The following is a 26,031-nucleotide window of genomic DNA, read 5'->3' as shown; positions in this document are numbered from 1 at the left end:
TCCCAGTGGCTGCCCAGGTGGTGAGCATAGGGCGCGGTTCGGCCGCTGGGACCGCATCCGGACCATTGTTATCGTGGCGCAACTTTTGGTCCGGACGCCTGTCGCGGGCGACGATTCGGCGTTGTCCGGCCCGTCGCCACTACTCTTGTCCCCCGTGGCACTCACCATCGGAATCGTCGGCCTGCCGAATGCGGGCAAGTCGACCTTGTTCAACGCATTGACCCGCAACGACGTTCTCGCCGAGAACTATCCGTTCGCGACCATCGAACCGAACACCGGAGTCGTCGGCGTACCGGATTCGCGGCTGCCCAAGCTGGCCGAGATCTTCGGTTCGGAACGGATCGTGCCGGCGACGGTCACCTTCGTCGACATCGCCGGCATCGTGAAGGGTGCCAGCCAGGGTGAGGGCATGGGCAATGCCTTCCTCTCCCACATCCGCGAAGCCGACGCGATCTGTCAGGTCACCCGGGTGTTCTCCGATCCCGAGGTGACCCATGTCGACGGGAAGGTCAATCCGTCCTCCGACATCGAGACGATCAAGACCGAGCTGATCCTGGCCGATCTGCAGTCGATCGAGAAGGCGCTGCCGCGGATGGAGAAGGAGGCCCGGATGAACAAGGACCGGGCCGCCCAGGTCGAGGCGGTACGCCAGGCGCAGCAGGTGCTGGAGTCGGGCAAGGGCATCTTCGAGGCGGGGCTGGACCGCGAGCCGTTGCGGGAGCTGTTCTTGTTGACCGCCAAACCGTTCATCTACGTCTTCAACTGCGACTCCGACGAGTTGGCCGATGAGGATTTGAAGAATCGGATGCGGCAGATCGTCGCACCGGCCGAGGCGATCTTCCTGGACGCGAAGATCGAGGCCGAACTGTCGGAGATGGACCCCGAGGATGCCGCGGAGTTCCTGACCGATCTGGACATCGCAGAACCGGGCCTGGACGTGCTGGCCCGGGTCGGCTACGACACCCTCGGACTGCAGTCGTACCTGACCGCCGGCCCGAAGGAGGCCCGCGGCTGGACCATCCCGAAGGGTGCCACCGCGCCGCAGGCGGCCGGTGTGATCCACACCGACTTCGAGAAGGGCTTCATCAAGGCCGAGGTGGTCAGCTTCGACGACCTCGTGGAAGCCGGCTCGATGAACGCAGCCAAGGCCAAGGGCAAGGTACGCCTGGAGGGCAAGGACTACGTGATGGCCGATGGTGACGTGGTGGAGTTCCGGTTTAACGTGTGAATCGGCGCAAAACCGCAGGTCAGAGTGGGTGTGATCCCTCCCAGTCCGCACAGAGTCCGCAAGAAATTCAGCGCGATGCCCTCGATCTGGCCGTTCGGAGGGCCAATCTCTGGACCCCGGCGCTGCCAATTGCCCCGCCCGTGACGTGACCTTTGGCGGCGCAGTGATGCAACTGTGGTCAGCAAGTACGAGGGAGTTTGATGGTCCCGGAGTCACCCATCACCGTGACTACTTGCGCGTCGGTCACCACCGCTCGTACGGGCGCGACATGGGCACGAGGCCGCGGTTTCGCTCGAGGGCTATAACCCCGGCTCCCAAGCGGAGGGCGACCCAAGTGCGAAACAGCAGCCGAGATTCTCGAAGAATGTTGTGAAGGTCAAGAGTGTCCCACTCGTCTGGCCGGTCGGGGTGCTTGACAGTGTTGTACGCGTCGGCGAAGCGCGCCGGCCAAGCGTCCGCATCGACTCCCATGTCGCAACGGCATTGCTCTGCGACGCGTCGCAGATGGGTTGCGAGGTGCCTGCCGGGAGTTTCGCCTCGTTCGATCGCAATGCCGTAGCCAAGGTGTTCAAGCGCTGCGCCCGCTTCCGAGATGCGGTTTCGAGAGCAACTCCCGGCATACCAACAGAGTGGATCATCCCAGAGATGGCTCGACGATGCCTGCGCCTGAGTCGAAGCCAGCGGCCAATACCGGGCGCACCAACGTCATCGAACTTGAACAGGAATCGGTTTCCTTGGTCGTTTCCAGTCGGCTTTGGCATCGCGTAGGTCGATACGCGAGCCCATCGATCGCCCAGGGCATTTCCGGCAAGAGCTCGCTCGGGGTCGTCTTGGCGAGACACGCTCAAGTCCCAGGTCCCGTAGTCTCGCCATCCCGCGACGACCAGGAGATCCCGCACGCCTCGGTGAACGTCGAGGTGCTCTTGCCATGAACGCGCTCGCGTGGCGCTGGTCTTTACGCGCATCTCATCGGCAAGTGTGGTTTGCCCCGGGACAGACGAGGCCATGAACGAGTAGGCCGGGCGGATCTGCGCGTTGAGCACTCGGGATATCTTCACCGGCGCCTGGCGCTTGACCGTGAAGATGCTCGACAAGATCGAATCATCCTCGTGGACGTACTCGTGCTCGATCGAGCTTATGGGAATCCATTCTTCCAAACCTTCGATTCGCGACTGCATCGCGTTGATCCGCTCATATCGAAGGCCGACGTCGCCGACCTCGATCGCGTATGCGAAGCGCAATCGCCCCTCTTGCAGAGTGCCGAAGCTGTGCGATCTCCCGTGCGGTTCGACTAAGCAGATGACGCCGTGCGGATCGTAGAACCACGCTTGCGTTGGCATCGAGTAGTCGTGGAGGCGGTAGTCGGGATCGTCGCCATACGACATTGATCGTCCGCTGAAGCGGCGGCCGATCGGATCTCCATGATCGAAGTTGACTGTCAACTCGATCTCTTCTCCGGTATCGAAGGCCATCGCGGGTCGCCCGGGCTCTCGTGCGTCGAAGAAGACGGTTCCGAGGCGGGGTCTCCCTGGGGTCAGCGCAGGTCGTTCCGGCATACCTTGTACAGTTCCACAGCAAACCGACACGCTCTAGCAGACTTCCCCACGAACACATGACCTCGTCAAACGCGGGGTCACGCTCCTGAAGCAGGATCGCCGCAGTTTCGTACTCGAGCCTGCGAGCCCATCAGTGGTCTTGGGGCGACGCAGACTCATGGACCTGATGGACTGGGGCCATGACGACGCCGGTGCACTCCACCAAGACGACGGGCTCGCGCGGCGAGCTCAAGGCCCAGGTGATCTTCGCTGACATCGGGTGGGCTCCCCCGGTCAAGCTCAGCGAGGACATCGGGACCGATCTCGTTACGTTCGCGCGATGATGCGGCACCTGAGGACAAGGAGAACGCCTGGGACTTGGGCGCGCCCGTCTTCATGCAGGTCAAGGGCAGCCCCACCGAGTACCTGAAGCCGGCCAACAAGCGCAAGGGCGAGCCAGGCTGGTGGTTCGACGAGTCCGGCACCTACCACTTCGACCACTGGCTCTCCTTCGGCCTGCCGTACCTGCTCGTTCTGGTCGACACCACGAACCAGATCGCGTACTGGGCCGAGGTGACCGGCGACGCGATCGTCTCCACCGGCAAGGGACGCAAGATCTTCGTCCCGTTCACCCGGCCGTCGACTCCGGCATCGGGCCGCGGTTGAGGCGGTTGACGTTGTAGAGCTCGGTGAAGCGGCGGCCGTCGTCGGGGGTGCGGTAGTTCTCGAACTCGGCCATCGTCTGCTTGGCCAGGTTGTTGCGGTCGACGAGGAACAGGATCCGGTCGAATCCACCGAACTTCAGCAGCCGATATGACAGCGTCACGGCCGCGAATGTCTTGCCAGCGCCCGTCGCCATCTGCACCAGGCTCCGGTCGTAGCGCTGCTCGCGCAAGCTCTGCTCGACGCCGTTGATCGCCTCGATCTGCGCCGGCCGTAGCGGAGTGGTGTCCAGCGGGGCATCGCGGTGACCTTGCCCCGCCAGGTCGGGTGTTCCTCGTCCTTGCTACGCAGGGTCTTGGCGAGGGTCGCCGCCTTGGGGAAGTTGAAGATCCGCCGGGCCCGTGGTTCGGGGTCGAAGCCGTTGGTGAAGTGGGTCTCGGTGCCGCTGGCCTCGAAGACGAACGGGAGCCGGCCGTCCTTGGTCAGCGCTGCGAGCCTGACGTCGGCCGGGAGCCCTTCGGCGTACATCGCGGACTGCCACTCGACACCTGATAGGGGAGTGCCCTCGGACTTGGCCTCGATCACCCCGACGACCCTTTGGTCGACGTACAGGAGATAGTCGGCACGGCAGTGCCCGGTCGCCATCGTCGCCTCGCGGCGCGCGACGCCTTGGGCCGCGAACAGGTTGAGCGACCTGCTGTCCTGCACCGACCAGCCTGCGTCGGTGAGCTGGCGATCGATCAAAACGCGGGCACGCGCCTCCGCGGCAAGGCGGTTGGCGTCGTCCCCGAGGTTCATGGTACCTCTGAGGTTATCGTCGTCTCTCGGCGTCGGCAGGCGGATCGACGACGCTGGTCGGAGTGCACCGACTCTCTCCGATCCGCTCCGTGGTTGCCGGTGCTTGTCCCGAACTGACTGGAAGGGTGCGATGGCGCTTCCCGAGACTGATCTGCACCGCATCCGCCTCTGGGCGCGGGAGCGCGTGCCCGAGCACCTGTGGGACCAGGTCAAGGTCGAGGCCGACGTCTCCGACCGACACGTCGACATCGTCGAGGTGCGGCCGCCGTGGGACGGTGTCGGTGAGCACACCCGATTCCCGATCGCGCGGCTTAGGTACACGAAGTCGACAGGCCAGTGGGCGATCTACTGGCGCGACCGAAACCTGAAGTTCCACGAGTACAAGCGCAAGCGCCCGACCAAGAGCGTCCAGGCGCTCCTGGACCACATCGACAGCAGCGGTGACCCGATCTTCTGGGGCTAGCGAGCTCGAGCCCAGAGAGTGTCTCTTGGACGAACTGGACGCACGGCTGGCTTCGCGCGGGCAAGTCGTTTGACCGAGAGATCCTTCGAAATGTTTCCCATTATTGACATAAGGGACTGAATGACTAAAATGAGAAACATGCCAGCCCCTAGCCCGTACACGAGCCCCGAGCAACAGGCGGACCTCGAACGCCTGGGCGCCCGGCTGCGCGAACGCCGAAAGGCCCTCGGTGTCACGGTAGTCGCCTGTGCCGAAGCTGCTGGCGTTTCGCGTGTCACCCTGTACAGGATCGAGGCGGGCAACCCCTCGGTCACGATCGGCGCCTACGTCAACGTGGCCGCCGCACTCGGACTTCACCTCGTCATCCCGATCCTCGACGCGCCAGCAGCAGAACCGGCGACGATCACCGTCGGGGACTATCCCGGCCTGCGCACGCTGGCATGGCAGACCGACGCCGGCACCACCATCACCGAGACGGAGGCACTCAACCTCTACGAACGCGGCTGGCGACACCTCAACCAGGAAGCCCTCACCGATCACGAGAAGGCATTCATCCAGCACCTCGCGGACACCTACAGCAACGGGAGGCTCCTTGTTTAGGCGGCTGCACCACCAACAGGTGGCTGAGGTGCTGTCGATGCTCGACGCACCGCTCCTGGCCGAGCACAACTGCTGGTTCGGAGGCGGCACCGCGATCGTCCTTGCCAACGGCGAGTTCCGCGAATCGGTCGACATCGACTTCCTCGTCTCCGACCCGCAGTCCTACCGCGCGCTGCGCCAGATGGTCAGGGACCACGGGCTCGCCGCTCTGGCTACACGCGAACTGGACGTGGGTCGAACACCCTCTGTTGACGGTTACGGGATTAGGACGTCGGTGCTCGTTGCGGGGAGTGCGATCAAGTTCGAGATCATCCATGAAGGCCGCATCGACCTCGACACCCCCGCCTCGGGCGATGAGATCTGTGGGTTACGGATCCTGACGCGAACAGACCAGGTCGCAACCAAGCTGCTCGCCAATGACGACCGCTGGGCAGACACATCGACGTTCAGCCGCGACCTCATCGACTTGGCCATGATGAAACCCGACACGGTCGCCCTGAAGGCCGGCGCGCGCAAGGCAGTCGATGCATACGGCAAGACGGTCGGCGAGAGCCTCAACAACGCAGTCACCTACCTCCAAGATCGCCCACAACGTCTCGACGAATACATCCGAGCACTCAAGATCGACGCCCCCCGAGCAGTTGTCTGGCAGAGCATCCGCGATCTCTCCGCAAGGTGCGCGAAGATCGAAGGTCGCGGTCGGGGCTCGGACTAGCCTTCCCGTCCAGCGGTCCGCAAACAGTCCGCAAGAAGTCCAACGGAGACCGATTCTCGCCGACGACGTCCAACGGTGCAGCGAACGCGTTTCCGCAGGTCAGACGGCATTTTTCGGCATCAACCGACGATGACCGACAACCACCGACTACTCCGGTTTTCGTTCCGGTTTAACGTCTAGTCGTCTGGAGAGGACAACGTGATTGAAGCCTTGATCGGTGCAGTGGTCGGTGCTGTAGCTGGTGCCCTGGCCTCATGGGCGGTAACGGTGTATCAGCTCGGATGGGAAACGAAACGGCGTGTGCGTGATGCTCAGTTTGACCTCGTGCGGCAGATTGTGCGGTGCAAAGCTGGCCCGGATTTGGCCGCGGCGCTGAACGAAGTTCCGGTGCTGTTCGCGCAGGATGACATCGCTTTGGATCTCTACCGCGACGCCTTGCCAAATAGTTCAACGCCAGCAGTGAACATGAGCGCCGTGGCCGATCTGCTTGCGCACGTCGCTGAATCAGTTGGTTTGCCTACGAAGGACCGGGACTTGCTGGAGCGTGGGTTTGATGCGAGAAGGTAGACGCAACTCGGTGGAGTTCCGGTTCAACGCCTAGCGGTATTGACGGCTCCTCCATGCGCTGGGTTCGTGATCAGATCGTTCGGGAGCAAGGGCACGGACCGGATCTGGCACGAGCAGTACGTCAAGCGCACCGATCGCGCCGTGCAACGAGCGACTTTGCGGAAGCTCGGCCTGATTCATGCCGCGAAGTCCGTCGAGGACCTACGGATCCTACCGGGAAACCGCTTGGAGCGGCTCGTCGGTGCCGCGGACAGCACAGTATCCGTGTGACTGTGCGATGGCGGCTCTGCTTCATGTGCACAGATCGCGGTGCAGAAGATGTCGAACTCGTCGACGACCACTGGGGGCCGATCTAATCGAACCGATCTACCCGGGGAGATTCTGATGGAGGACTTCATCGAGGGCTTCAAATCACGCAGGACAGCTCGCCGTCGCGATCGGTGCCGCCGCGGCGCATCAACGAGATCGTGCACGGCAAGCGAGGGATCACAACGGACCCGCCATCAACGATCTGCGGCGTCCTGAAGTCGCGCCCGTCCGTCGAGCTTGCCAATGCCCGAGCCGCATCGCACGGAGTCACGCGCCGCGGAGGGGATCGTTCCGCGGCGAACGTCGTCGCGACATTAGGCTTGAGCAGTGCTCAACCCCCAGGCCAGCCGGCGCCCCGCTTCGTGGTGGCGTGACGAGAGCGTTGCGCTGCTGCAGGCGAACGACTGGTACGGGCTCTACACGACGGCTATGGGTTGGCGGATCGATGGTGGCGCCTACACACCGGAGGCGTGGCTCATGGATGTCTGTTCGGCCCTCTTGCATCGGCAGCCGAAGACAGCCGCCCACTGCTGCGACATGGCACTGCCGCTGTGGGTTCAGCGGCCGGGTGACCGAAGCCTCCTTCACTTCGTCCGCGGTCTCGTCGTCGCCGACCATGTCGGTGACCCGCGTCGCGCCGTTGAAGATCTGGAACGAGCAACCCATGGGCCCGAATGGTTGCGCTCTGAGGCACACGAAGAACTCCAACGGGTAAGTGTTGCCGCTGCCCGGTCCCGGGTCAGGAAGCCTCGCGTGCAACCTGCGCCGGCATACGACCAGGACTACAGCGAACTGATCACCAACCCGGACTCCAGGCCACCCGTCCCCGATCACCTGCCGGCCGATGGAGGTCGCCCGGAGCTCTGGAGCCTCGCCATGCAGTACGTGCGAAAGCACTGACCAGGTTATTGACCTGCGGCCATGCCCGTCCATGCGTCGGGTTCTGGTCACTTGCTGACAGTCTGCGGACGCCAAGTGACCAGAAGTGAGGCACTCCCCAGCGCAGCGGCATGGCGATCGTCTTCGACACACCCGCCTCAACTGGAAGACCGATGAGTGGGCGACGACTGAGTGGGCGACGACGATGGCGAGGCCATCGCTCCGGCCGACCGGACGGATGTCGATGTGCCTATGGGTGGCCGGACGAATGCGTCAGCGAGGCATCAACGCCCCACACGACAACGCCGGCATGGTCGTCGATCCGACCCGGTGCCGATCACGGAACCAGCACAGCGCGTCCCTGGATCCTTCCGTGGTGCAGATCGTCGAAGGCCGTGACCGCATCATCCAGCGGGTATCGCTTCACCTCGACCTTGATCCTGCCCCGACGGGCGAGATCGATCACCTGTCGGATCTCCGAGCTCGTGCCACCGTAGGCACGCTCGACGTTCACTCCCCACGGCAGCCTAGAATTGCCCGCCACATAGTCGAATGCGCCACCACCGAGGCCGACGAAACGGATCGCACCGCCGCCACGGATGGCACCGACCGCGGTGGACACCGTCGGCTGCACACCGACGAAGTCGATCACCACATCGGCCCCGACACCGTTGGTCAGGTCGAGCACCTTCTGAGCGGCCTCGGTATCGCTCGGGATGGCGGTCGCACCATGCTTCTCGGCATAGGCCAGCTTCTCGGCATCGGTGTCCAGGGCGATCACCCGCGAGCCGGTGGTGGCGAGCAGGATCTGCAGACCCAGGTGCCCCAGACCACCGAGCCCGAGCACGACCACGGTGGCATCACCGGTGAGGCGGTCACGGACAGTGTTGATCGCATGCATCGGGGTCAGCGCGGCATCGGCAAGCGGTGCGGCATCCACCGGATCGAGATCACCCAGCGGATGCAGGTGGCGCGCCGTCACGGCCACGTACAAGCCGCACTCGACCAGGCGCGCAGCCAGTCGGCCATCCGCCCGGGCTGCCGATGCCCGGCGAGCGCGGCGCCAAGGCGCCCCGCGGGTAGGCCACCTCGCAGTTGTTGTCCCGCCCGGCCAGACATTCGCGACACTGGCCACAGGACAGGATCAGCGAGACCGGCCCGGCCTCACCGACCTGCCAACCGGAGACCTGATCACCGAGCTCGGCGACCGTACCCGCCACCTCATGGCCGAGGGTGCTACCGATCAGCGGGCTGTCGTCACCGAGATTGATGATCGCGAGGTCGGAGTGACACACCCCGGCACCGGTGACCTTCAGCAGGATCTCGTCGGGTTGGATCTCCGGCTTCGGCTTCTCCTGGACCTCGACGGTTTCGTTACGCACATAGGTGACGGCACGCATCCTGCACTCCCCTTCCACGGCGCCCGATCGGGCGGGCTTGCCATTGCATCTCCACGGTACCGCTCACCCGGCACCACCACGGCAGCACCCGGCGCCGTGATCGTGATCCGGTCGGGTTCGCTCAGCTGCGGGGGATCAGGGCGACCTGCAGGGTACGCACACCTTGTGCACCGTGGATCAGGACGCCCTCGATGTCGGCGGTCGCCGAGGGTCCGGAATGGAAGGCCAGGTAGGCGTGCTGCTGGAACTCCGGACTCAGGTACGCATCCTGCAGCCCGGGCACGATGTCGTCCGGATCGACCAGCACCACCAGGTGCTGGGCCAGGTAGACCAGCGAGTTCACCACGATGTCGCTGTCGGCGAGCAGCACCGAACCGGTCTCCCCCACCGCCAGCACCGCCCGTACCACCGCCACGTCCACATCGTGCAGATCGGCCTGCTCGGCGACCGTGGACAGATCCCGATTGCCCTGCAGTTCCGGGACCGCCGATGCGATCACCGCGGCATCGGGGAAGGCCGACTGCACTGCGGACTCCAGACCGTCGACGACGTACAGCTCACTGCCGCCCATCACCCCCAGGTTGTGCAGGAAGAACTCGGTCCGGTTCCCCCGCTCATCCATCGGGAAGACCACGGTCTCCGGCAGCGGGAAGTCACCGGCGGGCTGATTGGCCCGCACCGCCGCCATGATCTCCTCCCGGGCGCTCATCCCTGATCCTCCTCGGTGCCGGAACCGTCCTCACCGCTGGCCGGCAGCTCGGTGTCGATGCGGCCGCCATCGGTACGCCGGTACCACTCGTGGAAGGTCTCCCGCGGGGCCTGCGGCGTCTCCCGACCCGGGGTGGCCCAGGGATTCAGCGGGATGTCGACGGCGAACTGCGGCAGCACGCGGAGCGCCCGATCGGCTCCGGCGACGGCCGCCCGATAGGCACGTGGGTTGGACAGCACCACGCCGGCAGCCTTCATCATCGCCCGCTCGGCCACTGCCGGTTGATGTTCACTGGCCATCACCTTGCGCCACTCGAAGATCTGCTCGTGGATGTTGATCTTCACCGGGCAGACATTGGTGCAGGAGCCGTTCAGCGTCGAGGCGTAGGGCAGTTTGGAGTACTTGCGCCGGTTCATCGTCGGATCGAGGATCAGCCCGATCGGACCGGAGTAGGTGGCGCCGTAGGACAGCCCGCCGGAGCGGCGGAACACCGGGCAGGTGTTCATACAGGCACTGCAGCGGATGCACTTGAGACTGCTCCAGAAGGTCTCATCGCCGAGCCGCTCGGACCGTCCGTTGTCGACCATCACGAAGTGCATCTCGGCACCGGGCCGTGGGCCCCGGAAATGCGAGGTGTACTGGGTGATCGGCGAACCCAGTGCCGATCGGGAGAGCAACCGGATGAAGACCCCGAGGTCGGCGACCCGCGGAATGATCTTCTCGATCCCGATCGAGGCGATGTGCAGGGGCGGAACATTGGCCGAGAGATCGGCATTGCCCTCATTGGTGCAGACCGCGATCGCACCGTTCTCGGCGATCGCGAAGTTGGCACCGGTCATCCCGACATCGGCCTGCAGGATCAGCGGCCGGGTCTTCTCCCGCTGCTGCTCGGCCAGATAGTGCACCTCGGAATTGTTCGGATCCGTACCGAGGGTACGGGCGAAGACCTGTGCCACATCGGTACGCAGCTTGTGGGTGGCCGGGACCACGATGTGACTCGGCGGCTCGTCGTCCAACTGCTGGATGCGCTCGCCCAGGTCGGTCTCGATCACCTCGATCCCGACTCCTGCCATGTATTCCCGGAATCCGCATTCCTCGGTCAGCATGGACTTCGACTTGATCAAACTCCGGGCGCCGTGATCACTCATGATCGAATGCACGATCTGATTGTGCTCGGCGGCATCGCGGGCCCAGTGCACATGCACTCCGTTGGCCTGGGCGGCGGCGGTGAACTGCTCGAGGTAGTCACCGAGATTGGCCAAGGTGTGCGACTTGACCCGGGAGGCGTGTTCGCGCAGCTCCTCCCACTCCTCGATCCCGTGCATCTGCGCATCGCGCTGCTGGCGCAGATCCCACAACCGGGAGTCATGCATGTGTTCGTGATGCGGTGCGGCGATGAATCGCGCGGCGGCCTCGTCGTGGTCGACCGGGTGGTTGCCGTGAACCTTCGCCCCCCGCGGTTGCGGCTCCCTCGGTTGCTGGTCAGGGATGGCCTCGGGGGAAGCCGCCTCGGCGTGACGCAGATGGTGGTTCAGGCTCATCCTCGGTCTCCGTTCAGCACCTGGGCGATGTGCAGGAATTTCATCGGCAGTCCGAGCCGCCTGGCGCAACTGTTCAGGTGCATCGTGCAGGAACCGTCACCGGAGACCACATGGGTGGCACCGGTGGAGGAATGGTCGGCGACCTTGTCCTGCCCCATCTTCACCGAGGTCGCCGGCTCCAGGACCGAGAAGGTCCCGCCGAACCCACAGCACTCGTCCGGACGCTTCGTCTGTTCGATCTCGATACCCCGCACCCGGCTGAGCAGTGCCAGCGGCTTGGAGTAGGGCTCCTCCCGCAGCTCCGACATACTCGAGGACTTCAGGAAGCGGATCGAGGAACAGCTGTCGTGATAGGTCACCTTGTGCGGGAACTCGGCCCAGGGGAAATCCTCCACCTGCAGCACATCGTGCAGGAACTCCACCAGTTCGACGATGCGCGACCGTACCTCGCGGGTCCGGTCGGTCTGCTCCACCGCGGTCAGGTTCTCCCGCACATTGCGCACACAACTGTTGGACGGCGCGACGATGTAGTCGTACCCGGCGAAGGTGTCGACGAAGTGGGCCTGGGTGGCCTTGGCGTCCTCGTGGAAACCCGCATTGACCATCGGCTGGCTGCAGCAGGTCTGGTCGACCGGATAGTCCACATCGATGCCGAGACGTCTCAGCAGTTGCAGGGTGGCGATCCCGGTCTCCGGCTCGAGGGCATCGGCGTAACAGGGAACCATCAAGGCCACACGCATGGGCGAAATCCTCCTTCGGACCCGGCGCGGACGGGGGCGACTTCCGCAGCAGTGCCGCATCCGGAGTTGACTCGAGTGTAACCCTCTCGATCTCCTGTCCATCAACGGATTCCCGAAGATCACCGCAAATTCTGATCATTCGATTTTCGCGCGTTCGGGCTTGCGCAAATCCATGATCACGACCGACCGTGAGACCGCGTCGAACAGACAGATCAGCGCTGCCCATTGACTGGGGTCCGCTCAATCCTGCGGCAGGTTCTCGGCGGCCGCCTGCAGCAACCAGCTGACCACCAGGGCACCGGGATCGGGTACGCCGACGGCCCCCTCTCCGACATAACTCGCGCGGCCCTTCGTGGCCACCGAATCCTTGGTCCGCTCGACGCCCTCGGCGGCGGCCTCGGCAGCAGCAGCCAGGTCTCCCCCGGCATCGAGCACCTCCACCGCAGGGGCGAGCGCATCGACCAGGGTCTTGTCCCCCACCCGGGCGCCACCCAGGGCGGTGATCTCTTCCAGCCCGGTACGCAGGCCCGTTCTCAACGCCTGTTGCGGGTCCGACTCGTCGGCGAAGGCCTCGGCCAGGGCATGGAACAGACTGCCGAACACCGCACCCGAGGTACCTCCGGCGCGCATCAGGAAGGACCGCTCGACCGCCCGCAGCGCCGCCACCTGGTCGCCGCGGATCTGGGAGCCGAAGTGCCCCAGCGCCGCCTCCATGTTGGTCCCGAAATCGCCGTCACCGGCCCGCCGATCGAGATCGGTCAGTTCACCGATCGCGGCACCGACCCGGGCGACGAAGGCGGTCAGCCACGGCACCTCGGCCCCGTCGGCGGCAGCATCATCGGGTTCGGCCACCGAGGTGTCGACCAGCTTCCCGGGCAGGGTGCTGGCCGGATCGGGCCAGGCCGGGGCCGTCGTCGGAGCGTCCCACAGCGAGAGCACCTCCTCGTCGGCGCGGGTCAGGGTGATCGACACCCCGGCCATGTCGTAGGCGGTGACGTAGGTGCCGACCAGGATCCGAGCGATTGACTCCCCCCGATCGGCCAACTGGGCACTCACCTCGCCGGCGACCAGATCCAGTTCCAAGGGATGTGTGGCCCCGAGCCCGTTGACCAGCACGATCAGCCCGGCGTCCTCACCCGTACCGCCCACATCCGCACCATCATCGCCGTCGGTGGCCAGCGAGTCGAGAATCCGGTCCAGCACAAGGCCGACGATCTCCCGCGCCGGACGGACGTCCAGCCGTTCCACCCCACGCTCGCCATGGATGCCGATTCCCAGCTCGAGCTTTCCCTCGGGCAGGTCGAAGGTCGGTCCGTCGGCCCCCGGCAGGGCTCCCGGGGCCACTGCCACCGCCATGCTGCGGGATCGCGCCACCACCCGGCGACCGAGCTCGGCGACCACCGACAGACCGTCCCCGCGGGCGGCGGCCGCCCCGCAGATCTTCTCCACGATGATGGTCGCACCGGTACCGCGACGCCCGGGCCCACCGGCATCACCGTGATCGGTCGCCACGTCGTCATCGACCACCACGGCCTCGGTCTCGATCCCCTCGGAGCCGACCACGGTCCGGGCGACCCGGAAGTTCATTACATCCCCGGTGTAGTTCTTGACGATCTGCAGGACCCCGGCTCCGGCGTCGGCCGACCGGGTGGCGGCGGCCACCTGGACCGCATTCGGGGAGGTGAACAGCAACCCGGGCGCGACGGCCCGCAGCATGCCCTCGCCGAGGAATCCGGTGTGCATCGGCTCGTGGCCGGAGCCACCGCCGGAGACCAGTCCCACCGTTCCGGGAAGCAGCGGGGTGTTCAAGGCGAGGAAGCCGGGGTCACCGAACCAGGTCAGATCCGCCCTTCGCGCCACGGTTCCCCGCAGGGCATCGCGGAGGAAGTGGGGGACGTCGTTGACGAAGGATGCTCGGGCACCGGTCATGCACTCACCGTACCGGCACGAGACCTCAGTACTTCGTCTCGGGGCGCGAGCTCTCCTGACGGGTGATCCGGGCACCGGACTTCGGGTCGATACTGGTGCTCGACACCGTGCTGCTGCTGCGACGCCGGAAGATCAGGACCAGACCCAGGACCGTGACCAGCGCACCGGCGGCGATCAACAGATAGCCCACCAGGCGTAGATCGATCCAGGACACCTGGATCTCCAGCGCGAACGCAAGGATCGCACCGACGACCATCAGGAAGATTCCGAATCCGATACTCATGCTGGGCTCCTTCGGACCGATACGGGGGGGCGGTTCCAGACCTACGCGCAGCGATGAGGCGGCACAAGCCCAGCACCTGGACGAGCAGCAGAATGCGATGTTGACCACGACCCTGCAGACCCTGATCACGAGCGCCGGCGCCACGGCTGACGACCCCGGCGGGTCCACCTCGGGTCAGGCCTGATCGCCGGGGCCGGGTGGACGACGTCGGCGTTTGGTCTGCGCCCGTCGCCGTTTGGCATCGAGTCGGCGCCGTCGCGATCCCGCCGACGGTCGGGTCGCCCGGCGTACCGGTACCGGCATCACCGCCTCGCGAAGCAGGCTCGCGAGGCGCTCCCGGGCGGCCACCCGGTTCCGGCGTTGCGAGCGGTGCTCGGCAGCGCTGATGATCAACACAGTGCCTGCCAGCCGCGGCGCCAGCCGCTCCAGCACCCGTTGACGCTGGACATCGTCCAGGGCCGTGGTCTGCGCCAGATCGAGGCTCAACTGCACCCGCGAGTCGGCGGTGTTCACCCCCTGGCCACCCGGACCGGAGGCATGGGAGAACTGTTCGGCCAACTCCGCGGCCGGCACCCGCAACCCGTGCGGAGCCCCGGGACCGGGGGGCAGGAGCAGATCGGGCATCCCTCGAGTCTGTCCCATCCGGGGCCGTCGCGTCCGGGATTTTCCGGGTCGAGACCTGCCGGTACGTGATGGGCACCGACTCTGCGGGACCGGTTCGCCGAAACCGCTTTCACGGACCCCCGAATTGCTACTACCATTCGTAGTAACGCGAGGGTGATCGATCCGCCCAGCGGGAACAGCGAGGTTCCGTCACTGTCCGCTCCTTCTTCGGAGATGCCATGAACTCGATCCTCACCGACACCCCGACCAGCGGCACCGCCTGGCCGTTCCGCGAACCGGGCGCGCTCGACGCACCCAGCCTCGAAGGCCTGGACCGCTGGTGGCGGGCAGCCAACTACCTCTCGGTCGGCCAGATCTACCTACTGGACAATCCACTGCTCCGGACCGAGTTGACTGCCGACGACGTCAAACCGCGACTGCTCGGCCACTGGGGAACGACCCCCGGCCTGAACTTCCTCTACGCCCATCTGAATCGGGTGATCAACGAGCGGTCGACCCATGCGCTCTACATCACCGGGCCCGGTCACGGCGGCCCCGGGCTGGTCGCCAACTCCTATCTGGAGGGCACCTACACCGAGACCTACCCCGACATCAGCCGCGACGCCGAGGGCCTGCGCCTGTTGTTCCGCCAGTTCTCCTTCCCCGGCGGCATCCCCAGCCACGTCGCCCCGGAGACCCCCGGATCGATCCACGAGGGCGGTGAGCTGGGCTACGCCCTGTCCCACGCCTATGGCGCGGCCTTCGACAATCCCGATCTGCTGGTCGCCTGTGTGATCGGCGACGGGGAGGCCGAGACCGGCCCGCTGGCCGCCGGCTGGCATGGCAACAAGTTCCTCAATCCGGCCACCGACGGGGTGGTGCTGCCGATCCTGCACCTGAACGGCTACAAGATCGCCAACCCGACGGTGCTGTCGCGGATCCCGGAGTCGGAACTGGCCGAACTGATGCGCGGGTACGGGCACACCCCCTACCTGTTCACCGCCGGCTTCGACGACGAGCCGATCTCCTCCATCCACGAGCGGTTCGCGCTGCTGCTGGACGAGGTGCTGAATCAGATCGCGGAGTACAAGGCAGCCGCCGCGCAGGGAGACATCGACCGTCCGGCCTGGCCGATGATCGTCTTCCGTACCCCGAAGGGTTGGACCTGCCCGAAGGTGATCGACGGATTGCCCGCCGAGGGATCGTGGCGCTCCCATCAGGTGCCGTTGTCGAACGCCCGCGACACTCCCGAGCATCTGGCGGTGCTGCACGACTGGCTCGCCTCGTACCACCCGGCCGAGCTCTTCGACGACGACGGAGCGCTGGCCGCCGACATCGCTGCCCTGGCTCCGGCCGGCGAGCTGCGGATGAGCGCCAATCCCAGCGCCAACGGCGGGCAACTGCTGCGCGATCTGCGACTGCCCGACTTCCGTCAGTTCGGTGTCGAGGTCCCCCATCCGGGTGCGACGGTGGCCGAGGCCACCCGGGTCCTCGGCAACTGGCTGACCGCGGTGATCGAGCGCAACCCCGACAACTTCCGGATCTTCGGCCCCGACGAGACTGCCTCGAACCGGTTGCAGTCGGTCTTCGAAGTCACCGACAAACAGTGGAACGGGCTGTACGCCGACAGCGACTCCGCCGACCACCTGGCACCTCGCGGGCGGGTCGTGGAAACCCTCAGCGAGCACCAGTGCCAGGGCTGGCTCGAGGGGTACCTGCTGACCGGCAGGCACGGATTGTTCAACTGCTACGAGGCGTTCATCCACATCATCGACTCGATGTTCAACCAGCACGCCAAATGGCTGGACGTCACCCGGCACATCCCGTGGCGGCGACCGATCGCCAGCCTGAACTACCTGCTGTCGTCCCATGTCTGGCGTCAGGACCACAACGGTTTCAGCCATCAGGACCCGGGCTTCATCGATCATGTGCTGAACAAGAAGTCCGAGATCGTGCGGGTCTACCTGCCGGCCGATGCCAACACCTTGCTGTCCACCTACGACCACTGCCTGCGCTCGAAGAACTACGTCAATGTGGTGGTCGCCGGCAAGCAGCCGGCACCGCAGTGGCTGACCATGGATGAGGCCGTGGCCCATTGCACCCGCGGGCTGGGCATCTGGGAATGGGCCGGCACCGAGGAGCCCGGAACCGAGCCCGATGTGGTCCTGGGCTGTGCCGGTGATGTCCCGACCCTGGAAGTGCTGGCCGCGGCGGATCTGCTGCGTACCCATCTGCCCGACCTGCGGGTACGGGTGGTGAACGTCGTCGATCTGATGCGGCTGCAGGATGAGGCCGAGCACCCGCACGGCCTGAGCAGCCACGACTTCGACACCATCTTCACCACCGATGCGCCGGTGATCTTCGCCTACCACGGGTATCCGTGGCTGATCCATCGACTGACCTACCGGCGTACCGGCCATGCCAACTGGCATGTCCGTGGTTACAAGGAGGAGGGGACGACCACCACCCCCTTCGACATGGTGATGTTGAACGATCTCGACCGGTTCCACCTGGTGATCGACGTGATCGATCGCGTTCCGAGTCTGGGTTCTCGGGCCGCCGGCTTGCGTCAGCAGATGGTCGATGCCCGGCTGGCCGCGCGCGAGTACACCCGGGTCCATGGTGAGGACCTGCCCGAGGTCGGCGAATGGGTCTGGCCCGGCGGCGATCCCGAGACGGTGATCAGCCAGGTCGGCACCAGCGGCACCGGTGGCGACAACGAGTAGCCGATCGCTCCCATCCCGGCCGGGCTCGCGGTGGCGAGACCCGGTCGGGATGGATCTTCGCCGGCACGGACGGACTGATCGGCGAATGCAAAGAGTCCGGCCCCGGCAGGAAGACCTGCCGGGGCCGGACTCATGTCACAGCGGTGACGGGGTCACTCCGCGACGACGCCCTCACGGGACTCGACGAAGGAGTACTCGTTGTTGGCGTCGAACTCGTAGATGCCCACGAACGCCGAGGACGGATCGTTCTGGGCGTTGAACGGTCCCACACCGGAGACGGCCTGGTAATGGATCTCCTGGCCGCTCGAGACCAGCTCGGAGCACTCCACCCAGCCGGTGCACTCGGTGCCACCGTTCGCGCCGGAGATCGCCGGCAGGTTTTCCTGGATCGCCGCACCGGTGGCTGCTCCACCCTTCAGCGCAGCCAGCGCCGACATCATGGTGGCGTCGTAGGACTCCGCGCTGTAGGAGAAGTCACTCAGGTCCGGGTTCACCTCCAGCAACCGGCTCTGGAACTCCTCGGTCGGGTAGGCACCCGGCAGGGTGCCCTTGGCGCCCTCGAGGGTTCCTTCGGGGAAGCCGTTCTCGCCCGAGGTGCCGAAGTTCTGCAGGTTGCCGTCGACGAAGTACAGCTTGCTCATGTCGAAGCCCTGCGACTCCAGCTCCCGCACGATCAGCGGGGTCTGGGTGGTGAAGGCGATGATCGTGATCGCGTCGGGGTTGGTCGCCAGGACGTCGCTCACGATGCCGGAGTAGTTGGTCTCGTTCGGGTCGAACTCCTGGCCCGAGGTGCCGTAGGTGATGGAGCCGCCGGCTTCGGTGACGACCGTCTCAACGGTGTCGCGCAGGCCGGTGCCGTAGGCATCGTTGAACACCAGCACACCGACGCTGGACGCGCCGTCGGCCAGCATCAGGTTGGCCAGCGCGTCACCCTGCACCGAGTCCGGCGGAGCGGTCCGGAAGAAGAACGGGCTGTACCCGGACAGTTCGGTCGCGGTGTTGGCCGGCGAGAACTGGACGATGCCGGAACCGGTGATGTCGTCGATCACGTTCAGGGTCACGCTGGACGACGCGGCACCGATGATCGTCTGCACCTGCTCGGAGATCAACTGCTGCGAGGACTCCGTCGCCACCTGGGCGTTGTCGGCATCGCTGGAGTCGGTGTGGGTGATCTGCAGTTCGTTGCCGAACACGCCGCCGGCGTCGTTGATCTCCTTCGTGGCCAGGTCGACACCGGCGATTTCCGGCGGGCCCAGCTGGGACAGTGAACCGGTCACCGGGAGCAGGGTGCCGAAGTGCAGCTGACCGCCTTCACCGCCCGAGCCACCGGTGTCGCCACTGGGGGTCTCGGTCTCGGTGCCGCTGGAACAGGCCGTGAGCGCAAGGCTGAGTGCGCCGACGACAGCAGCGGTACGCATGAACGTCTTCGCTCGAGTCATAAGTCTGGTTCTCCTCTACGGTCCGCTGCCCGTGCCGCGGATCTGCCTGCAATGTTTGCCCTTGGCACGCGTACGCGGGACACAGTTGACGATTTCGCTATCTGATCGTTGCCTAACCGTGACCGAGGCAATCGCCGCCGGAGAACTCGCGGGTGTGGTTCAGAGCCAGAGATAGGCACGTAGTGCGGCGCCCAGGTCCAGCAGATCACCGGTTCCGGCCAGTTCGCGGGCCGAATGCATACTCAGCAGCGGGACGCCGACGTCGACGGTGGTGACCCCGATCCGGGTGGCCGTGATCGGACCGATGGTGCTGCCACAGGGGATCGCATTGTTGGACACGAAGGGCTGCACCCGTACCCCGGCCTGGTCGCAGACCCGACTCCACAACGCTGCCCCGACACCATCGGTGGCGTAGCGCTGGTTGGCGTTGATCTTCAGCAACGGTCCGCCGTTCAGCAGCGGGTGGTTGGCCGGATCGTGGTACTCGGCATAGTTCGGGTGCACCGCATGACCGGCATCGGAGGAGACGCAGCTGGAACCGGCGAGCATCGCCAGATGCTGTTCCTCGTCGGCCCCCAGGCCGAGGGAGGTGCGTCGCAGAACCTCCTCCAGCAGCGGTCCGGCAGCACCGGTGGTGCTGGCACTGCCCACCTCCTCGTGGTCGAAGATCGCCAGTACCCGGATCTCCGGTCCATGATCGTCAGCCGGTTCCAGCAAGGCGGTCAGCCCGGCATGCACACTGCTCAGGTTGTCCAACCGCGCACTGGCGAAGAACTCGCCGCCGGCGCCGATCACCGCCGGCGGCTGGGTGTCGTAGGTGTGCAGATCGAACCCGACCGGATCGGCCGGCAGGTCCACACCGTCCAGCAGCAGGTCGAACAGTTCCCGCTCCCCCAGGCCGATGATCGGCATCGTGTGCGCCTGCGGGTCCAGCTTCAACCCGTCGGCGTTCACCGAGCGGTTGAGGTGGATCGCCAATTGCGGGATCCGCGCGACCGCCTCGGTACGGATCAGCGCCTCGTTGCCCAGCCGGTCGACCACTCGACCTGCCAGACCAAGATCACGATCGGTCCAGCTGGCGAGCAACGGGCCACCGTAGACCTCCACGCCGAGCTGGTCCCAGCCGTGCCGCCGCAGCTGCGGATGTGGCTTCAGTTTGAACCCCGGGGAGTCGGTGTGCGCACCGACGATCCGATAACCGGAGCGAGTATCGGCCGATTCCGGCACCCACCAGGCGATCAGCGCCCCGCCACGCAGGGTGAAGTGCCCACCCGGGCTGACGTCCCAGGCCTCGGTACGGGGCTGCGGCGACCAACCGGCCGCGGTCAACCGGCGCGCCGTCTCCGCAGCCGCGTGGTACGCACTGGGTGAGGCCTGGACGAATGCGGACAGATCGGTCAGCTCATCGGAGTCGGGCTGCATGCCGCCGACTGTAGCGGCGCTGTCGTCGGCGCCGTCGCCCACCTGTCTCACCGCACGCGGGCGCGTGGTCCCCGGTTGTGTCGGACCCGTCGACCAAGATGGAGTCATGGACATCGCAACCGGGGTACTGATGCTGCTGATCGGGCTGGCTCTGGGGGCGGTCGGTGCATGGCTGGTCCTGCGCTCACGCCAGCAGGCCGAGCTGGTCGGGGCAGCGGGCGCCGATCGTGCCGATGCGGCCCAGCGGGAGGCCGAGCTCGCACAGTTCCGGTCCGAGGCAGCCCAGGCCCGTGCCGAGGCCGCCGCCGCCCGTGAACAACTGGCCGGCGGCAAGGCTGCCATCTCCGACGCCCGCGCCGAGGCCGCCAATGCCCAGGCCGAGGCGGCGGCAGTGGGTGCGGAGCTGGCCAAGGCGGTGGCCGAACGTGACGCGGCCCGCGACCGGGTCGAGCGGCTGGCCGCCGACCGGGAGTCGTTGGTCCTGCAGTTCAAGGCACTGTCGGCCGAGTCGTTGGCCAATCAGGGCAAACAGGCCGATGCGCGCGCCGATGAACGGTTGAAGGCGACCGAGCAGGCGTTGAAGCCGGTGACCGAGACGTTGGCGCTGTTCCAGGCCAGGTTGACCGCGGTGGAGAAGGAGCGGGTGGCCCTGGCCACCGACCTGCGCAATCAGGTGCAGGCGGTGCAGGCGACCGGTGAGCACCTGCGCCGGGAGACCCATGCCCTGGCCACAGCCCTGCGCAAACCCCATCTGCGGGGGGCCTGGGGCGAGTTGCAGCTGAAGCGGGTGGCCGAGGTGGCCGGCATGGTCGAGCACTGTGACTTCAACACCCAGCACACGACCAGTGCCGACGATCGTGCGGTCCGTCCCGACATGCGGGTCGCGATGGGCGACGGCAAGTGCATCTTCGTCGATGCGAAGGTCCCGCTGGCCGCGTTCCTGGATGCCCACGAGGCCGATGACGAGCGGGAGCACGAGGAGGCGCTGAACCGGTTCGCAGGCAATGTCCGGACCCACATCGACCAGTTGAGCGGCAAGCGTTACTGGCAGGCCGAGGAGGGTACGCCGGAGTTCGTGATCATGTTCCTGCCCAGTGAGAGCCTGGGCGCCCAGGCATTGGCCCAGGCACCGGATCTGCACGAGTATGCGGCCGCCCGCAATGTCGTACTGGCCACCCCGACGACCTTGATCGCCACCCTGCGCGCGGTCGCCTACGGCTGGAAGCAGGCCGCGCTGGCCGAGTCCGCCGCCGATGTCTTCCGGCTGGGCCGCGAACTGCATGAGCGGATCGGCACCATGGGCGGCCACTTCGACCGGCTCGGCCGCGCCCTGGACCGGACGGTGGCGCAGTACAACTCGACGGTCTCCTCCCTGGAGACCCGGGTGCTGGTCAGTGCCCGTCGGTTCACCGAGTTGCATGTGAGCGATGTCGACCTGGCCACGGCGACCCCGGTGGAGACCCCGATCCGGCGGGTCAGCCAGACCGAGCTGGTCGAGGATGCCGCCCAGGTGACCCCGGTGATCGAGCCGGTGGAACAGGAGTCGGACACCGCGGCGAAGTCGCGGGCATCACTTCCCGAGGCCGGCGAACTGCGTCGACGTGACCCCGATCTGTTCGAGCTGCTGGCCGATCAGGTGGAGACCGAAGGGCCCGACCGACAGCACGGCGTCGGCTGACCCCGGGTTCGGCAGCAGAACTGCAGGTGTGCAGACTCACTGACAGGCGATCGCCCGAGTCCCACCCGCCGGTGGCTCCCGATCGGCACCGAAGGAGTGATCGGACATGAGCAACCTCGAGACCCGGCCGGACGAGGTCGTGTGCCACTCCGACGGACTCAGCGGACCGTCGTCGAAGGAGGGTGGCCGGGCGCCGGTGGAGATCATCACCGCCCGGGACGTGCCGCTGGGTGGGCCGCGGTCGATGACGGTACGGCGCACTCTTCCGCAACGCCAGCGTTCCCTGATCGGCGCCTGGTGCTTCGTCGACCATTACGGGCCAGATCAGGTGGAAACGACCGGCGGGATGGACGTCGCCCCGCACCCGCACACCGGGCTGCAGACCGTGAGCTGGTTGTTCAACCGCCCTTCCTCGCGCCGACGCCGATTCGATCCACTGCCGGGGTTCACGGGCAAGTGCCTCTTCGGCCCGAGCATCGGCCGGGGTCGTCCTGGCGGGTGCGGGTGAGCCGGGCTCCCCGTCTCACCCCATCCGCCGGGTCGACCGCGACCGATACTCGGACCGACGGCGTATCCCGCTTAGGCGAAACGCGGTCAGTGACGCGAGGGGACTGCTCGACGGTCTCTTCGATCGCCCGCTCCAGGCGTTCGACCTTCCCGTCGAGCTCTCTTTCGCAACCAGCACGGATATCCGCCTTGATCACGAGCGAGATGCGGGAGCCGAACGGCCCGACAGCCTCGGTCGCGCGTTTCACGACGCCGAAGACCTCGTCCCACGAACCTTCGACCTCTGTGAACATGCTTTGCCAGTGGCCTACGCGGCCGTAGCGCACTGATCGGATCACGCGACGACGGCTTCGGGAAGTGCGCTTGATCTTTGCAGGGATACATGAATACAACTAGTATCTATGTTGTGCATAACAGCAGAATGGCACCGAAGAACGCCCAATCCTCAGCGGATACGGCCTACGCCCACCTGAAGGAGGCGATCCTCGACGGAGAGCTCCTCGGCGGGACGATGGTCAGCGAAGGCTCCATCGCCGACCGTCTCAGCATGAGCCGCACGCCGATCCGTGAGGCCTTTCTCCGCCTGCAGGCGGAGGGATGGATGCGACTGTACCCGAAGCGGGGCGCCCTCGTGGTGGAGGTTCATCCGCACGAATTGGAGGACATCCTCGAGGCTCGCGTGGTCGTCGAGAGCGCTGCGGTTCGCCGCTTCGAGCGGAGTGAGGTTTCTCTCGCACAACTGCGCAGCGACCTGCTCGAGCAAATCGCACTGCAGCGCAGCACGCACGCAACCGGTGACCTGGGAGCATTCACAGCCGCGGACGCCGCCTTCCACTGGCTGATCGTGAAGGCCGGCGGCAACGCGCTCCTCGCTGACTTCTTCGCCACTCTGCGCGAACGTCAGCAGCGCATGACGGCGCGATCACTGTGGCGCAGAGACGATATCGCCGCCACAGTCATTGCCGAACACGAGCGATTGACCGACCTGATCGCCATGGGTGACGCCGACGCGTTCGCCGCTGCTCTCGACACGCATGTCCGAGGAACGCACCGCCAGCTCCTCTCCCCTCAATCCCGCTGATTCAGCCTCACACAGAACCGAGCCCTCGTGAGCACCACCGCAGTCCCCTCCCCTTCCCGATCCCGCCATGGAATGCTCCCCTGGAAGCGTGTAAGCTTCGGTCTTTTCGCCGTCGCGTGGGGAGGTAACGAGTTCACTCCGCTGTTGGTCATGTACCGGCATGTCAACCACCTGGACTCGTTCACCGTGAACGTCCTCCTGGGTGCCTACGTCCTCGGGATCATTCCGGCACTGCTGCTCGGCGGCCCGCTCTCGGATCGATTCGGACGACGCCCACTGTTCGTGCCAGCACCGCTCGTCGCAGTGCTGGGCAGCTCGCTACTGGCCATCGGCGCGTCAGATGCGACGCTGCTGTTCCTCGGACGCGTGTGCTCTGGTATCGCGCTCGGTCTAGTCATGGCGGTGGGGACGAGTTGGCTGAAGGAGTTGTCTCAGGTTCCCTTCGACACCCACGCGCCCGAGGGACAGGGCGCGGCCCGAGCGGCTCTCTCACTGACGACCGGTTTCGCGCTCGGAGCGGGTATCGCCGCCGCGTTGGCACAGTTCGGGCCGATCCCGACCGCGCTGCCATATCTGGTCCACATCGGCATCACACTCGTATCGTTCTTTGTACTGTTGGGGGCACCTGAGAGCCGCCCACGAGCACAGACCAGTACTCCCCTGCTCGAGGACCTCGCGATCCCCGCAGCCAAGCATCGCAGGTTCCTTTTTGTCGTAGCACCCATGGCGCCCTGGGTGTTCGGAACCGCCGCGAGCGCCTACGCGATACTCCCAGGACTCATGATGTCGCAGGCACCCGGATTCGAGATCGGCATGTCCGGGTTGCTCTGCGTAGTAGCACTCGGATGCGGAGTCGCTGTACAAAGACTGGCATCATTGGTCGACTCACCGCATTCTGCCCGCGGTATCGGGATTGCGCTCGTGGTGACCGTTCCGGCGATGCTCCTCGCAGCCGCGGCGGCAGGTCTGGACTCGCTGCCCTGGGCAGTCGCTGCTGCAGCCCTGCTCGGCGCAGCCTACGGCCTACTCCTGGTGGGCGGCCTTCGCGAAATCCAGCGGATCGCCGGGCCCAACGATCTGGCCGGGCTGACCGCAGTGTTCTACTCGTTGACGTATCTCGGGTTCTTTATCCCGATGATCCTCTCGGCAATCGGCGCTTGGCTGAACTACACGGAGATGTTCTTCACAGGTGCGGTGATCGCATTGCTGAGCGTGGGAGTGATTGCCTTCAGCTGGCGCAAGCACCTGCCGGAAAGCTGATCGATTGATCGACAGACGCAGTCAAGCCGGATGCGCATCTGGCCCGACTGGTCTGCGACCAGGTTCGTCGCACCGTCCCCTCGAGGGCTCAGTTGTAGAGCATGCCACCATCGACGAGCAGCACCTGACCGGTGACGTAGTCCGCCTTCGGGCTGGCGAAGAATGACACGACGCCGGCGACGTCCTCGGGCGTCTCGATGCGTCCGAGCATGATCGACTCGACATTCTCCTTGAGGTTCTCACCGCGGGACTTGCCGTTGATCTCCGACAGCTTCTCGTCGATCAGATCCCACATGCCCGTTCCGACGATGCCAGGGGCGTACGCATTGACCGTGATGCCGCGCGGCGCCAGCTCCTGCGCAGCAACCTGCGTGAGGCCGCGAACCGCGAACTTGGATGCCGAGTAGGCGCCCAGGATCGGGAAACCCTTGACGGCGGCGATCGAGGCGGCGGAGATGATCTTGCCTTTCTTGCCGAGAGCAGTGAACTTTGCCGCAGCGGCCTGAATGCCGAATACGACGCTATTGACGTTGATCGAGAAGATCTTGTTCAGATCCTCTTCGGAGATCTCCTCGATCGGCTTGACCTGCGCGATACCGGCATTGTTGACGATCACGTCGAAGCTTCCGAGCTGCTCTGCCGCGGCGTCGACCGCGGCGAAGATGTCTTCTTTCTTCGAAACATCCGTGGCGACGAAGATTGCCTTGCGTCCGAGCTCTTCGATCTCCTTGACGACGACGCGGGCCTTATCTTCCTGGAAGGCCAGATCCGCGATGGCGATGTGATAGCCGTCAGAAGCGAGCTGAAGCGCGATTCCGCGTCCGATGCCCTGACCGGCCCCGGTAACGAGTGCGACCTTAGTGGAGTCCATAGTGTGTATGCCTTCTCAGATGAATTGATGGGCGGGTTCTCCGCTCAGTGGAAAGACGAGGTGGCAGACGAGGATCTCTCCCCGG

At 65.7% G+C, this 26,031-nt stretch carries 28 protein-coding genes; 13 read left to right on the top strand and 15 right to left on the bottom strand.

Annotated features, from left to right (window positions below; genetic code table 11):
• The first annotated feature begins 154 nt into the window (after nt 1-154).
• Entirely contained in the window at nt 155-1,228 is a 1,074-nt protein-coding gene (ychF, locus tag CLV29_RS01170) for a redox-regulated ATPase YchF (RefSeq protein WP_133753264.1), read from the top strand.
• 299 nt (nt 1,229-1,527) lie between these two features.
• Here the strand turns inward: ychF and CLV29_RS01165 are convergent, their stop codons facing one another.
• Entirely contained in the window at nt 1,528-2,700 is a 1,173-nt protein-coding gene (locus tag CLV29_RS01165; RefSeq protein WP_133753263.1) for an ApeA N-terminal domain 1-containing protein, read from the bottom strand.
• A gap of 263 nt (nt 2,701-2,963) precedes the next feature.
• Here CLV29_RS01165 and CLV29_RS16105 point away from each other — a divergent pair, with 263 nt between their 5' ends.
• Nucleotides 2,964-3,107 (top strand): hypothetical protein, encoded by a 144-nt coding sequence (locus CLV29_RS16105; RefSeq protein ID WP_166649091.1) that lies wholly within the window; start codon nt 2,964-2,966, stop codon nt 3,105-3,107.
• Nucleotides 3,108-3,141: 34 nt separating this feature from the next.
• Complete coding sequence (locus CLV29_RS01160; protein ID WP_133753262.1) at nt 3,142-3,429, top strand: DUF4365 domain-containing protein; 288 nt, start codon at nt 3,142-3,144, stop codon at nt 3,427-3,429.
• Here the strand turns inward: CLV29_RS01160 and CLV29_RS16345 are convergent.
• The gene (locus tag CLV29_RS16345; RefSeq protein ID WP_243831654.1) at nt 3,392-3,658 is read right to left on the bottom strand and encodes a DEAD/DEAH box helicase family protein; all 267 of its coding nucleotides are present in this window, start codon (nt 3,656-3,658) and stop codon (nt 3,392-3,394) included. The two genes, CLV29_RS01160 and CLV29_RS16345, sit on opposite strands and share 38 nt — an antisense overlap.
• Nucleotides 3,586-4,224, bottom strand: a complete 639-nt coding sequence (locus CLV29_RS16625) for a hypothetical protein (protein WP_243831653.1) — start codon at nt 4,222-4,224, stop codon at nt 3,586-3,588. The genes CLV29_RS16345 and CLV29_RS16625 overlap by 73 nt, the downstream gene beginning before the upstream one ends.
• Nucleotides 4,225-4,354: 130 nt before the next feature.
• On the opposite strand from CLV29_RS16625, the gene CLV29_RS01150 reads away from it, so the two are divergent.
• The 5 genes from CLV29_RS01150 (at nt 4,355) to CLV29_RS16100 (ending at nt 7,778) form a co-directional block, all read left to right on the top strand.
• Nucleotides 4,355-4,687, top strand: coding sequence for a DUF3024 domain-containing protein (locus tag CLV29_RS01150; RefSeq protein WP_133753261.1), 333 nt, complete (start codon nt 4,355-4,357; stop codon nt 4,685-4,687).
• A gap of 138 nt (nt 4,688-4,825) precedes the next feature.
• The gene (locus CLV29_RS01145) at nt 4,826-5,287 is read left to right on the top strand and encodes a helix-turn-helix domain-containing protein (RefSeq protein WP_208292706.1); all 462 of its coding nucleotides are present in this window, start codon (nt 4,826-4,828) and stop codon (nt 5,285-5,287) included.
• 19 nt (nt 5,288-5,306) lie between these two features.
• The gene (locus tag CLV29_RS01140) at nt 5,307-6,002 is read left to right on the top strand and encodes a nucleotidyl transferase AbiEii/AbiGii toxin family protein (RefSeq protein WP_208292705.1); all 696 of its coding nucleotides are present in this window, start codon (nt 5,307-5,309) and stop codon (nt 6,000-6,002) included.
• Between the two features lie 198 nt (nt 6,003-6,200).
• Nucleotides 6,201-6,569: a hypothetical protein gene (locus CLV29_RS01135; RefSeq protein ID WP_133753258.1), complete on the top strand. Its 369-nt coding sequence runs from the start codon at nt 6,201-6,203 to the stop codon at nt 6,567-6,569.
• A gap of 636 nt (nt 6,570-7,205) precedes the next feature.
• Nucleotides 7,206-7,778 carry a hypothetical protein gene (locus CLV29_RS16100; RefSeq protein WP_166649090.1) on the top strand — a complete coding sequence of 191 codons (573 nt, stop codon included), beginning with the start codon at nt 7,206-7,208 and terminating at the stop codon, nt 7,776-7,778.
• A gap of 316 nt (nt 7,779-8,094) precedes the next feature.
• Here the strand turns inward: CLV29_RS16100 and CLV29_RS16340 are convergent, their stop codons facing one another.
• The 8 genes from CLV29_RS16340 to arfB all read right to left on the bottom strand — a co-directional run bounded on the left by CLV29_RS16340 (nt 8,095) and on the right by arfB (nt 14,983).
• A complete protein-coding gene (locus CLV29_RS16340; protein ID WP_208292704.1) occupies nt 8,095-8,745 on the bottom strand; it encodes a zinc-binding dehydrogenase in 651 nt (216 codons plus the stop codon).
• Nucleotides 8,708-9,157: an alcohol dehydrogenase catalytic domain-containing protein gene (locus CLV29_RS16335; protein ID WP_208292703.1), complete on the bottom strand. Its 450-nt coding sequence runs from the start codon at nt 9,155-9,157 to the stop codon at nt 8,708-8,710. Before CLV29_RS16335 ends, CLV29_RS16340 begins: the two co-directional genes overlap by 38 nt.
• A gap of 121 nt (nt 9,158-9,278) precedes the next feature.
• On the bottom strand, nt 9,279-9,866 hold the full coding sequence (locus CLV29_RS01115) for a LutC/YkgG family protein (protein ID WP_133753257.1): 588 nt from the start codon (nt 9,864-9,866) through the stop codon (nt 9,279-9,281).
• Entirely contained in the window at nt 9,863-11,407 is a 1,545-nt protein-coding gene (locus CLV29_RS01110; protein WP_133753256.1) for a lactate utilization protein B, read from the bottom strand. The genes CLV29_RS01115 and CLV29_RS01110 overlap by 4 nt, the downstream gene beginning before the upstream one ends.
• Nucleotides 11,404-12,147 (bottom strand): (Fe-S)-binding protein, encoded by a 744-nt coding sequence (locus tag CLV29_RS01105; protein ID WP_133753255.1) that lies wholly within the window; start codon nt 12,145-12,147, stop codon nt 11,404-11,406. The genes CLV29_RS01110 and CLV29_RS01105 overlap by 4 nt, the downstream gene beginning before the upstream one ends.
• Before the next feature lie 240 nt (nt 12,148-12,387).
• Nucleotides 12,388-14,076, bottom strand: coding sequence for a dihydroxyacetone kinase family protein (locus CLV29_RS01100; RefSeq protein WP_133753254.1), 1,689 nt, complete (start codon nt 14,074-14,076; stop codon nt 12,388-12,390).
• 25 nt (nt 14,077-14,101) lie between these two features.
• The gene (locus CLV29_RS01095; protein WP_133753253.1) at nt 14,102-14,359 is read right to left on the bottom strand and encodes a DUF6458 family protein; all 258 of its coding nucleotides are present in this window, start codon (nt 14,357-14,359) and stop codon (nt 14,102-14,104) included.
• A 174-nt stretch (nt 14,360-14,533) separates the two neighbouring features.
• Nucleotides 14,534-14,983 carry an alternative ribosome rescue aminoacyl-tRNA hydrolase ArfB gene (gene arfB / locus CLV29_RS01090; RefSeq protein ID WP_133753252.1) on the bottom strand — a complete coding sequence of 150 codons (450 nt, stop codon included), beginning with the start codon at nt 14,981-14,983 and terminating at the stop codon, nt 14,534-14,536.
• 218 nt (nt 14,984-15,201) lie between these two features.
• On the opposite strand from arfB, the gene CLV29_RS01085 reads away from it, so the two are divergent.
• Nucleotides 15,202-17,688 carry a phosphoketolase family protein gene (locus CLV29_RS01085; RefSeq protein WP_133753251.1) on the top strand — a complete coding sequence of 829 codons (2,487 nt, stop codon included), beginning with the start codon at nt 15,202-15,204 and terminating at the stop codon, nt 17,686-17,688.
• Between the two features lie 152 nt (nt 17,689-17,840).
• On the opposite strand, the gene CLV29_RS01080 is transcribed toward CLV29_RS01085, so the two are convergent.
• On the bottom strand, nt 17,841-19,127 hold the full coding sequence (locus CLV29_RS01080; RefSeq protein ID WP_133753250.1) for an ABC transporter substrate-binding protein: 1,287 nt from the start codon (nt 19,125-19,127) through the stop codon (nt 17,841-17,843).
• Nucleotides 19,128-19,286: 159 nt separating this feature from the next.
• The gene (locus CLV29_RS01075; protein WP_133753249.1) at nt 19,287-20,549 is read right to left on the bottom strand and encodes a M18 family aminopeptidase; all 1,263 of its coding nucleotides are present in this window, start codon (nt 20,547-20,549) and stop codon (nt 19,287-19,289) included.
• 106 nt (nt 20,550-20,655) lie between these two features.
• Here CLV29_RS01075 and CLV29_RS01070 point away from each other — a divergent pair, with 106 nt between their 5' ends.
• Together CLV29_RS01070 and CLV29_RS01065 are read left to right on the top strand one after the other, a co-directional pair.
• Complete coding sequence (locus CLV29_RS01070; RefSeq protein ID WP_243831652.1) at nt 20,656-22,227, top strand: DNA recombination protein RmuC; 1,572 nt, start codon at nt 20,656-20,658, stop codon at nt 22,225-22,227.
• 106 nt (nt 22,228-22,333) lie between these two features.
• Complete coding sequence (locus tag CLV29_RS01065; RefSeq protein WP_243831651.1) at nt 22,334-22,735, top strand: pirin family protein; 402 nt, start codon at nt 22,334-22,336, stop codon at nt 22,733-22,735.
• Here the strand turns inward: CLV29_RS01065 and CLV29_RS17145 are convergent.
• Entirely contained in the window at nt 22,674-23,027 is a 354-nt protein-coding gene (locus CLV29_RS17145; RefSeq protein WP_133753247.1) for a thiamine-binding protein, read from the bottom strand. The genes CLV29_RS01065 and CLV29_RS17145 overlap by 62 nt on opposite strands.
• 128 nt (nt 23,028-23,155) lie before the next feature.
• Here CLV29_RS17145 and CLV29_RS01055 point away from each other — a divergent pair, with 128 nt between their 5' ends.
• Both CLV29_RS01055 and CLV29_RS01050 read left to right on the top strand, forming a co-directional pair.
• On the top strand, nt 23,156-23,815 hold the full coding sequence (locus tag CLV29_RS01055; protein ID WP_133753246.1) for a GntR family transcriptional regulator: 660 nt from the start codon (nt 23,156-23,158) through the stop codon (nt 23,813-23,815).
• Nucleotides 23,816-23,887: 72 nt separating this feature from the next.
• Complete coding sequence (locus CLV29_RS01050; RefSeq protein WP_133753245.1) at nt 23,888-25,075, top strand: MFS transporter; 1,188 nt, start codon at nt 23,888-23,890, stop codon at nt 25,073-25,075.
• Nucleotides 25,076-25,163: 88 nt separating this feature from the next.
• On the opposite strand, the gene CLV29_RS01045 is transcribed toward CLV29_RS01050, so the two are convergent.
• Complete coding sequence (locus CLV29_RS01045; protein WP_133753244.1) at nt 25,164-25,946, bottom strand: acetoin reductase; 783 nt, start codon at nt 25,944-25,946, stop codon at nt 25,164-25,166.
• Between the last annotated feature and the right edge of the window lie 85 nt (nt 25,947-26,031).

Source organism: Naumannella halotolerans (assembly GCF_004364645.1).
GTDB lineage: Bacteria > Actinomycetota > Actinomycetes > Propionibacteriales > Propionibacteriaceae > Naumannella > Naumannella halotolerans.
Note: the sequence above shows the minus strand (reverse complement) of the source record. Positions and strands in the feature narration are given on the sequence as shown.

Coding starts and splice junctions, on each gene's coding strand:
- CLV29_RS01145 (WP_208292706.1), top strand. CDS start 4,826: ATGCCAGCCCCTAGCCCGTACACGAGCCCCGAGCAACAGGCGGACCTC.
- CLV29_RS16105 (WP_166649091.1), top strand. CDS start 2,964: ATGACGACGCCGGTGCACTCCACCAAGACGACGGGCTCGCGCGGCGAG.
- CLV29_RS01165 (WP_133753263.1), bottom strand. CDS start 2,700: ATGGCCTTCGATACCGGAGAAGAGATCGAGTTGACAGTCAACTTCGAT.
- CLV29_RS17145 (WP_133753247.1), bottom strand. CDS start 23,027: ATGTTCACAGAGGTCGAAGGTTCGTGGGACGAGGTCTTCGGCGTCGTG.
- CLV29_RS01070 (WP_243831652.1), top strand. CDS start 20,656: ATGGACATCGCAACCGGGGTACTGATGCTGCTGATCGGGCTGGCTCTG.
- CLV29_RS01080 (WP_133753250.1), bottom strand. CDS start 19,127: ATGACTCGAGCGAAGACGTTCATGCGTACCGCTGCTGTCGTCGGCGCA.
- CLV29_RS01100 (WP_133753254.1), bottom strand. CDS start 14,076: ATGACCGGTGCCCGAGCATCCTTCGTCAACGACGTCCCCCACTTCCTC.
- CLV29_RS16625 (WP_243831653.1), bottom strand. CDS start 4,224: ATGAACCTCGGGGACGACGCCAACCGCCTTGCCGCGGAGGCGCGTGCC.
- CLV29_RS01055 (WP_133753246.1), top strand. CDS start 23,156: ATGGCACCGAAGAACGCCCAATCCTCAGCGGATACGGCCTACGCCCAC.
- CLV29_RS01065 (WP_243831651.1), top strand. CDS start 22,334: ATGAGCAACCTCGAGACCCGGCCGGACGAGGTCGTGTGCCACTCCGAC.
- CLV29_RS01110 (WP_133753256.1), bottom strand. CDS start 11,407: ATGAGCCTGAACCACCATCTGCGTCACGCCGAGGCGGCTTCCCCCGAG.
- CLV29_RS01045 (WP_133753244.1), bottom strand. CDS start 25,946: ATGGACTCCACTAAGGTCGCACTCGTTACCGGGGCCGGTCAGGGCATC.
- CLV29_RS01075 (WP_133753249.1), bottom strand. CDS start 20,549: ATGCAGCCCGACTCCGATGAGCTGACCGATCTGTCCGCATTCGTCCAG.
- CLV29_RS01050 (WP_133753245.1), top strand. CDS start 23,888: ATGCTCCCCTGGAAGCGTGTAAGCTTCGGTCTTTTCGCCGTCGCGTGG.
- CLV29_RS01150 (WP_133753261.1), top strand. CDS start 4,355: ATGGCGCTTCCCGAGACTGATCTGCACCGCATCCGCCTCTGGGCGCGG.
- CLV29_RS01105 (WP_133753255.1), bottom strand. CDS start 12,147: ATGCGTGTGGCCTTGATGGTTCCCTGTTACGCCGATGCCCTCGAGCCG.
- CLV29_RS01085 (WP_133753251.1), top strand. CDS start 15,202: ATGAACTCGATCCTCACCGACACCCCGACCAGCGGCACCGCCTGGCCG.
- CLV29_RS16335 (WP_208292703.1), bottom strand. CDS start 9,157: ATGCGTGCCGTCACCTATGTGCGTAACGAAACCGTCGAGGTCCAGGAG.
- CLV29_RS01095 (WP_133753253.1), bottom strand. CDS start 14,359: ATGAGTATCGGATTCGGAATCTTCCTGATGGTCGTCGGTGCGATCCTT.
- arfB (WP_133753252.1), bottom strand. CDS start 14,983: ATGCCCGATCTGCTCCTGCCCCCCGGTCCCGGGGCTCCGCACGGGTTG.
- CLV29_RS01115 (WP_133753257.1), bottom strand. CDS start 9,866: ATGAGCGCCCGGGAGGAGATCATGGCGGCGGTGCGGGCCAATCAGCCC.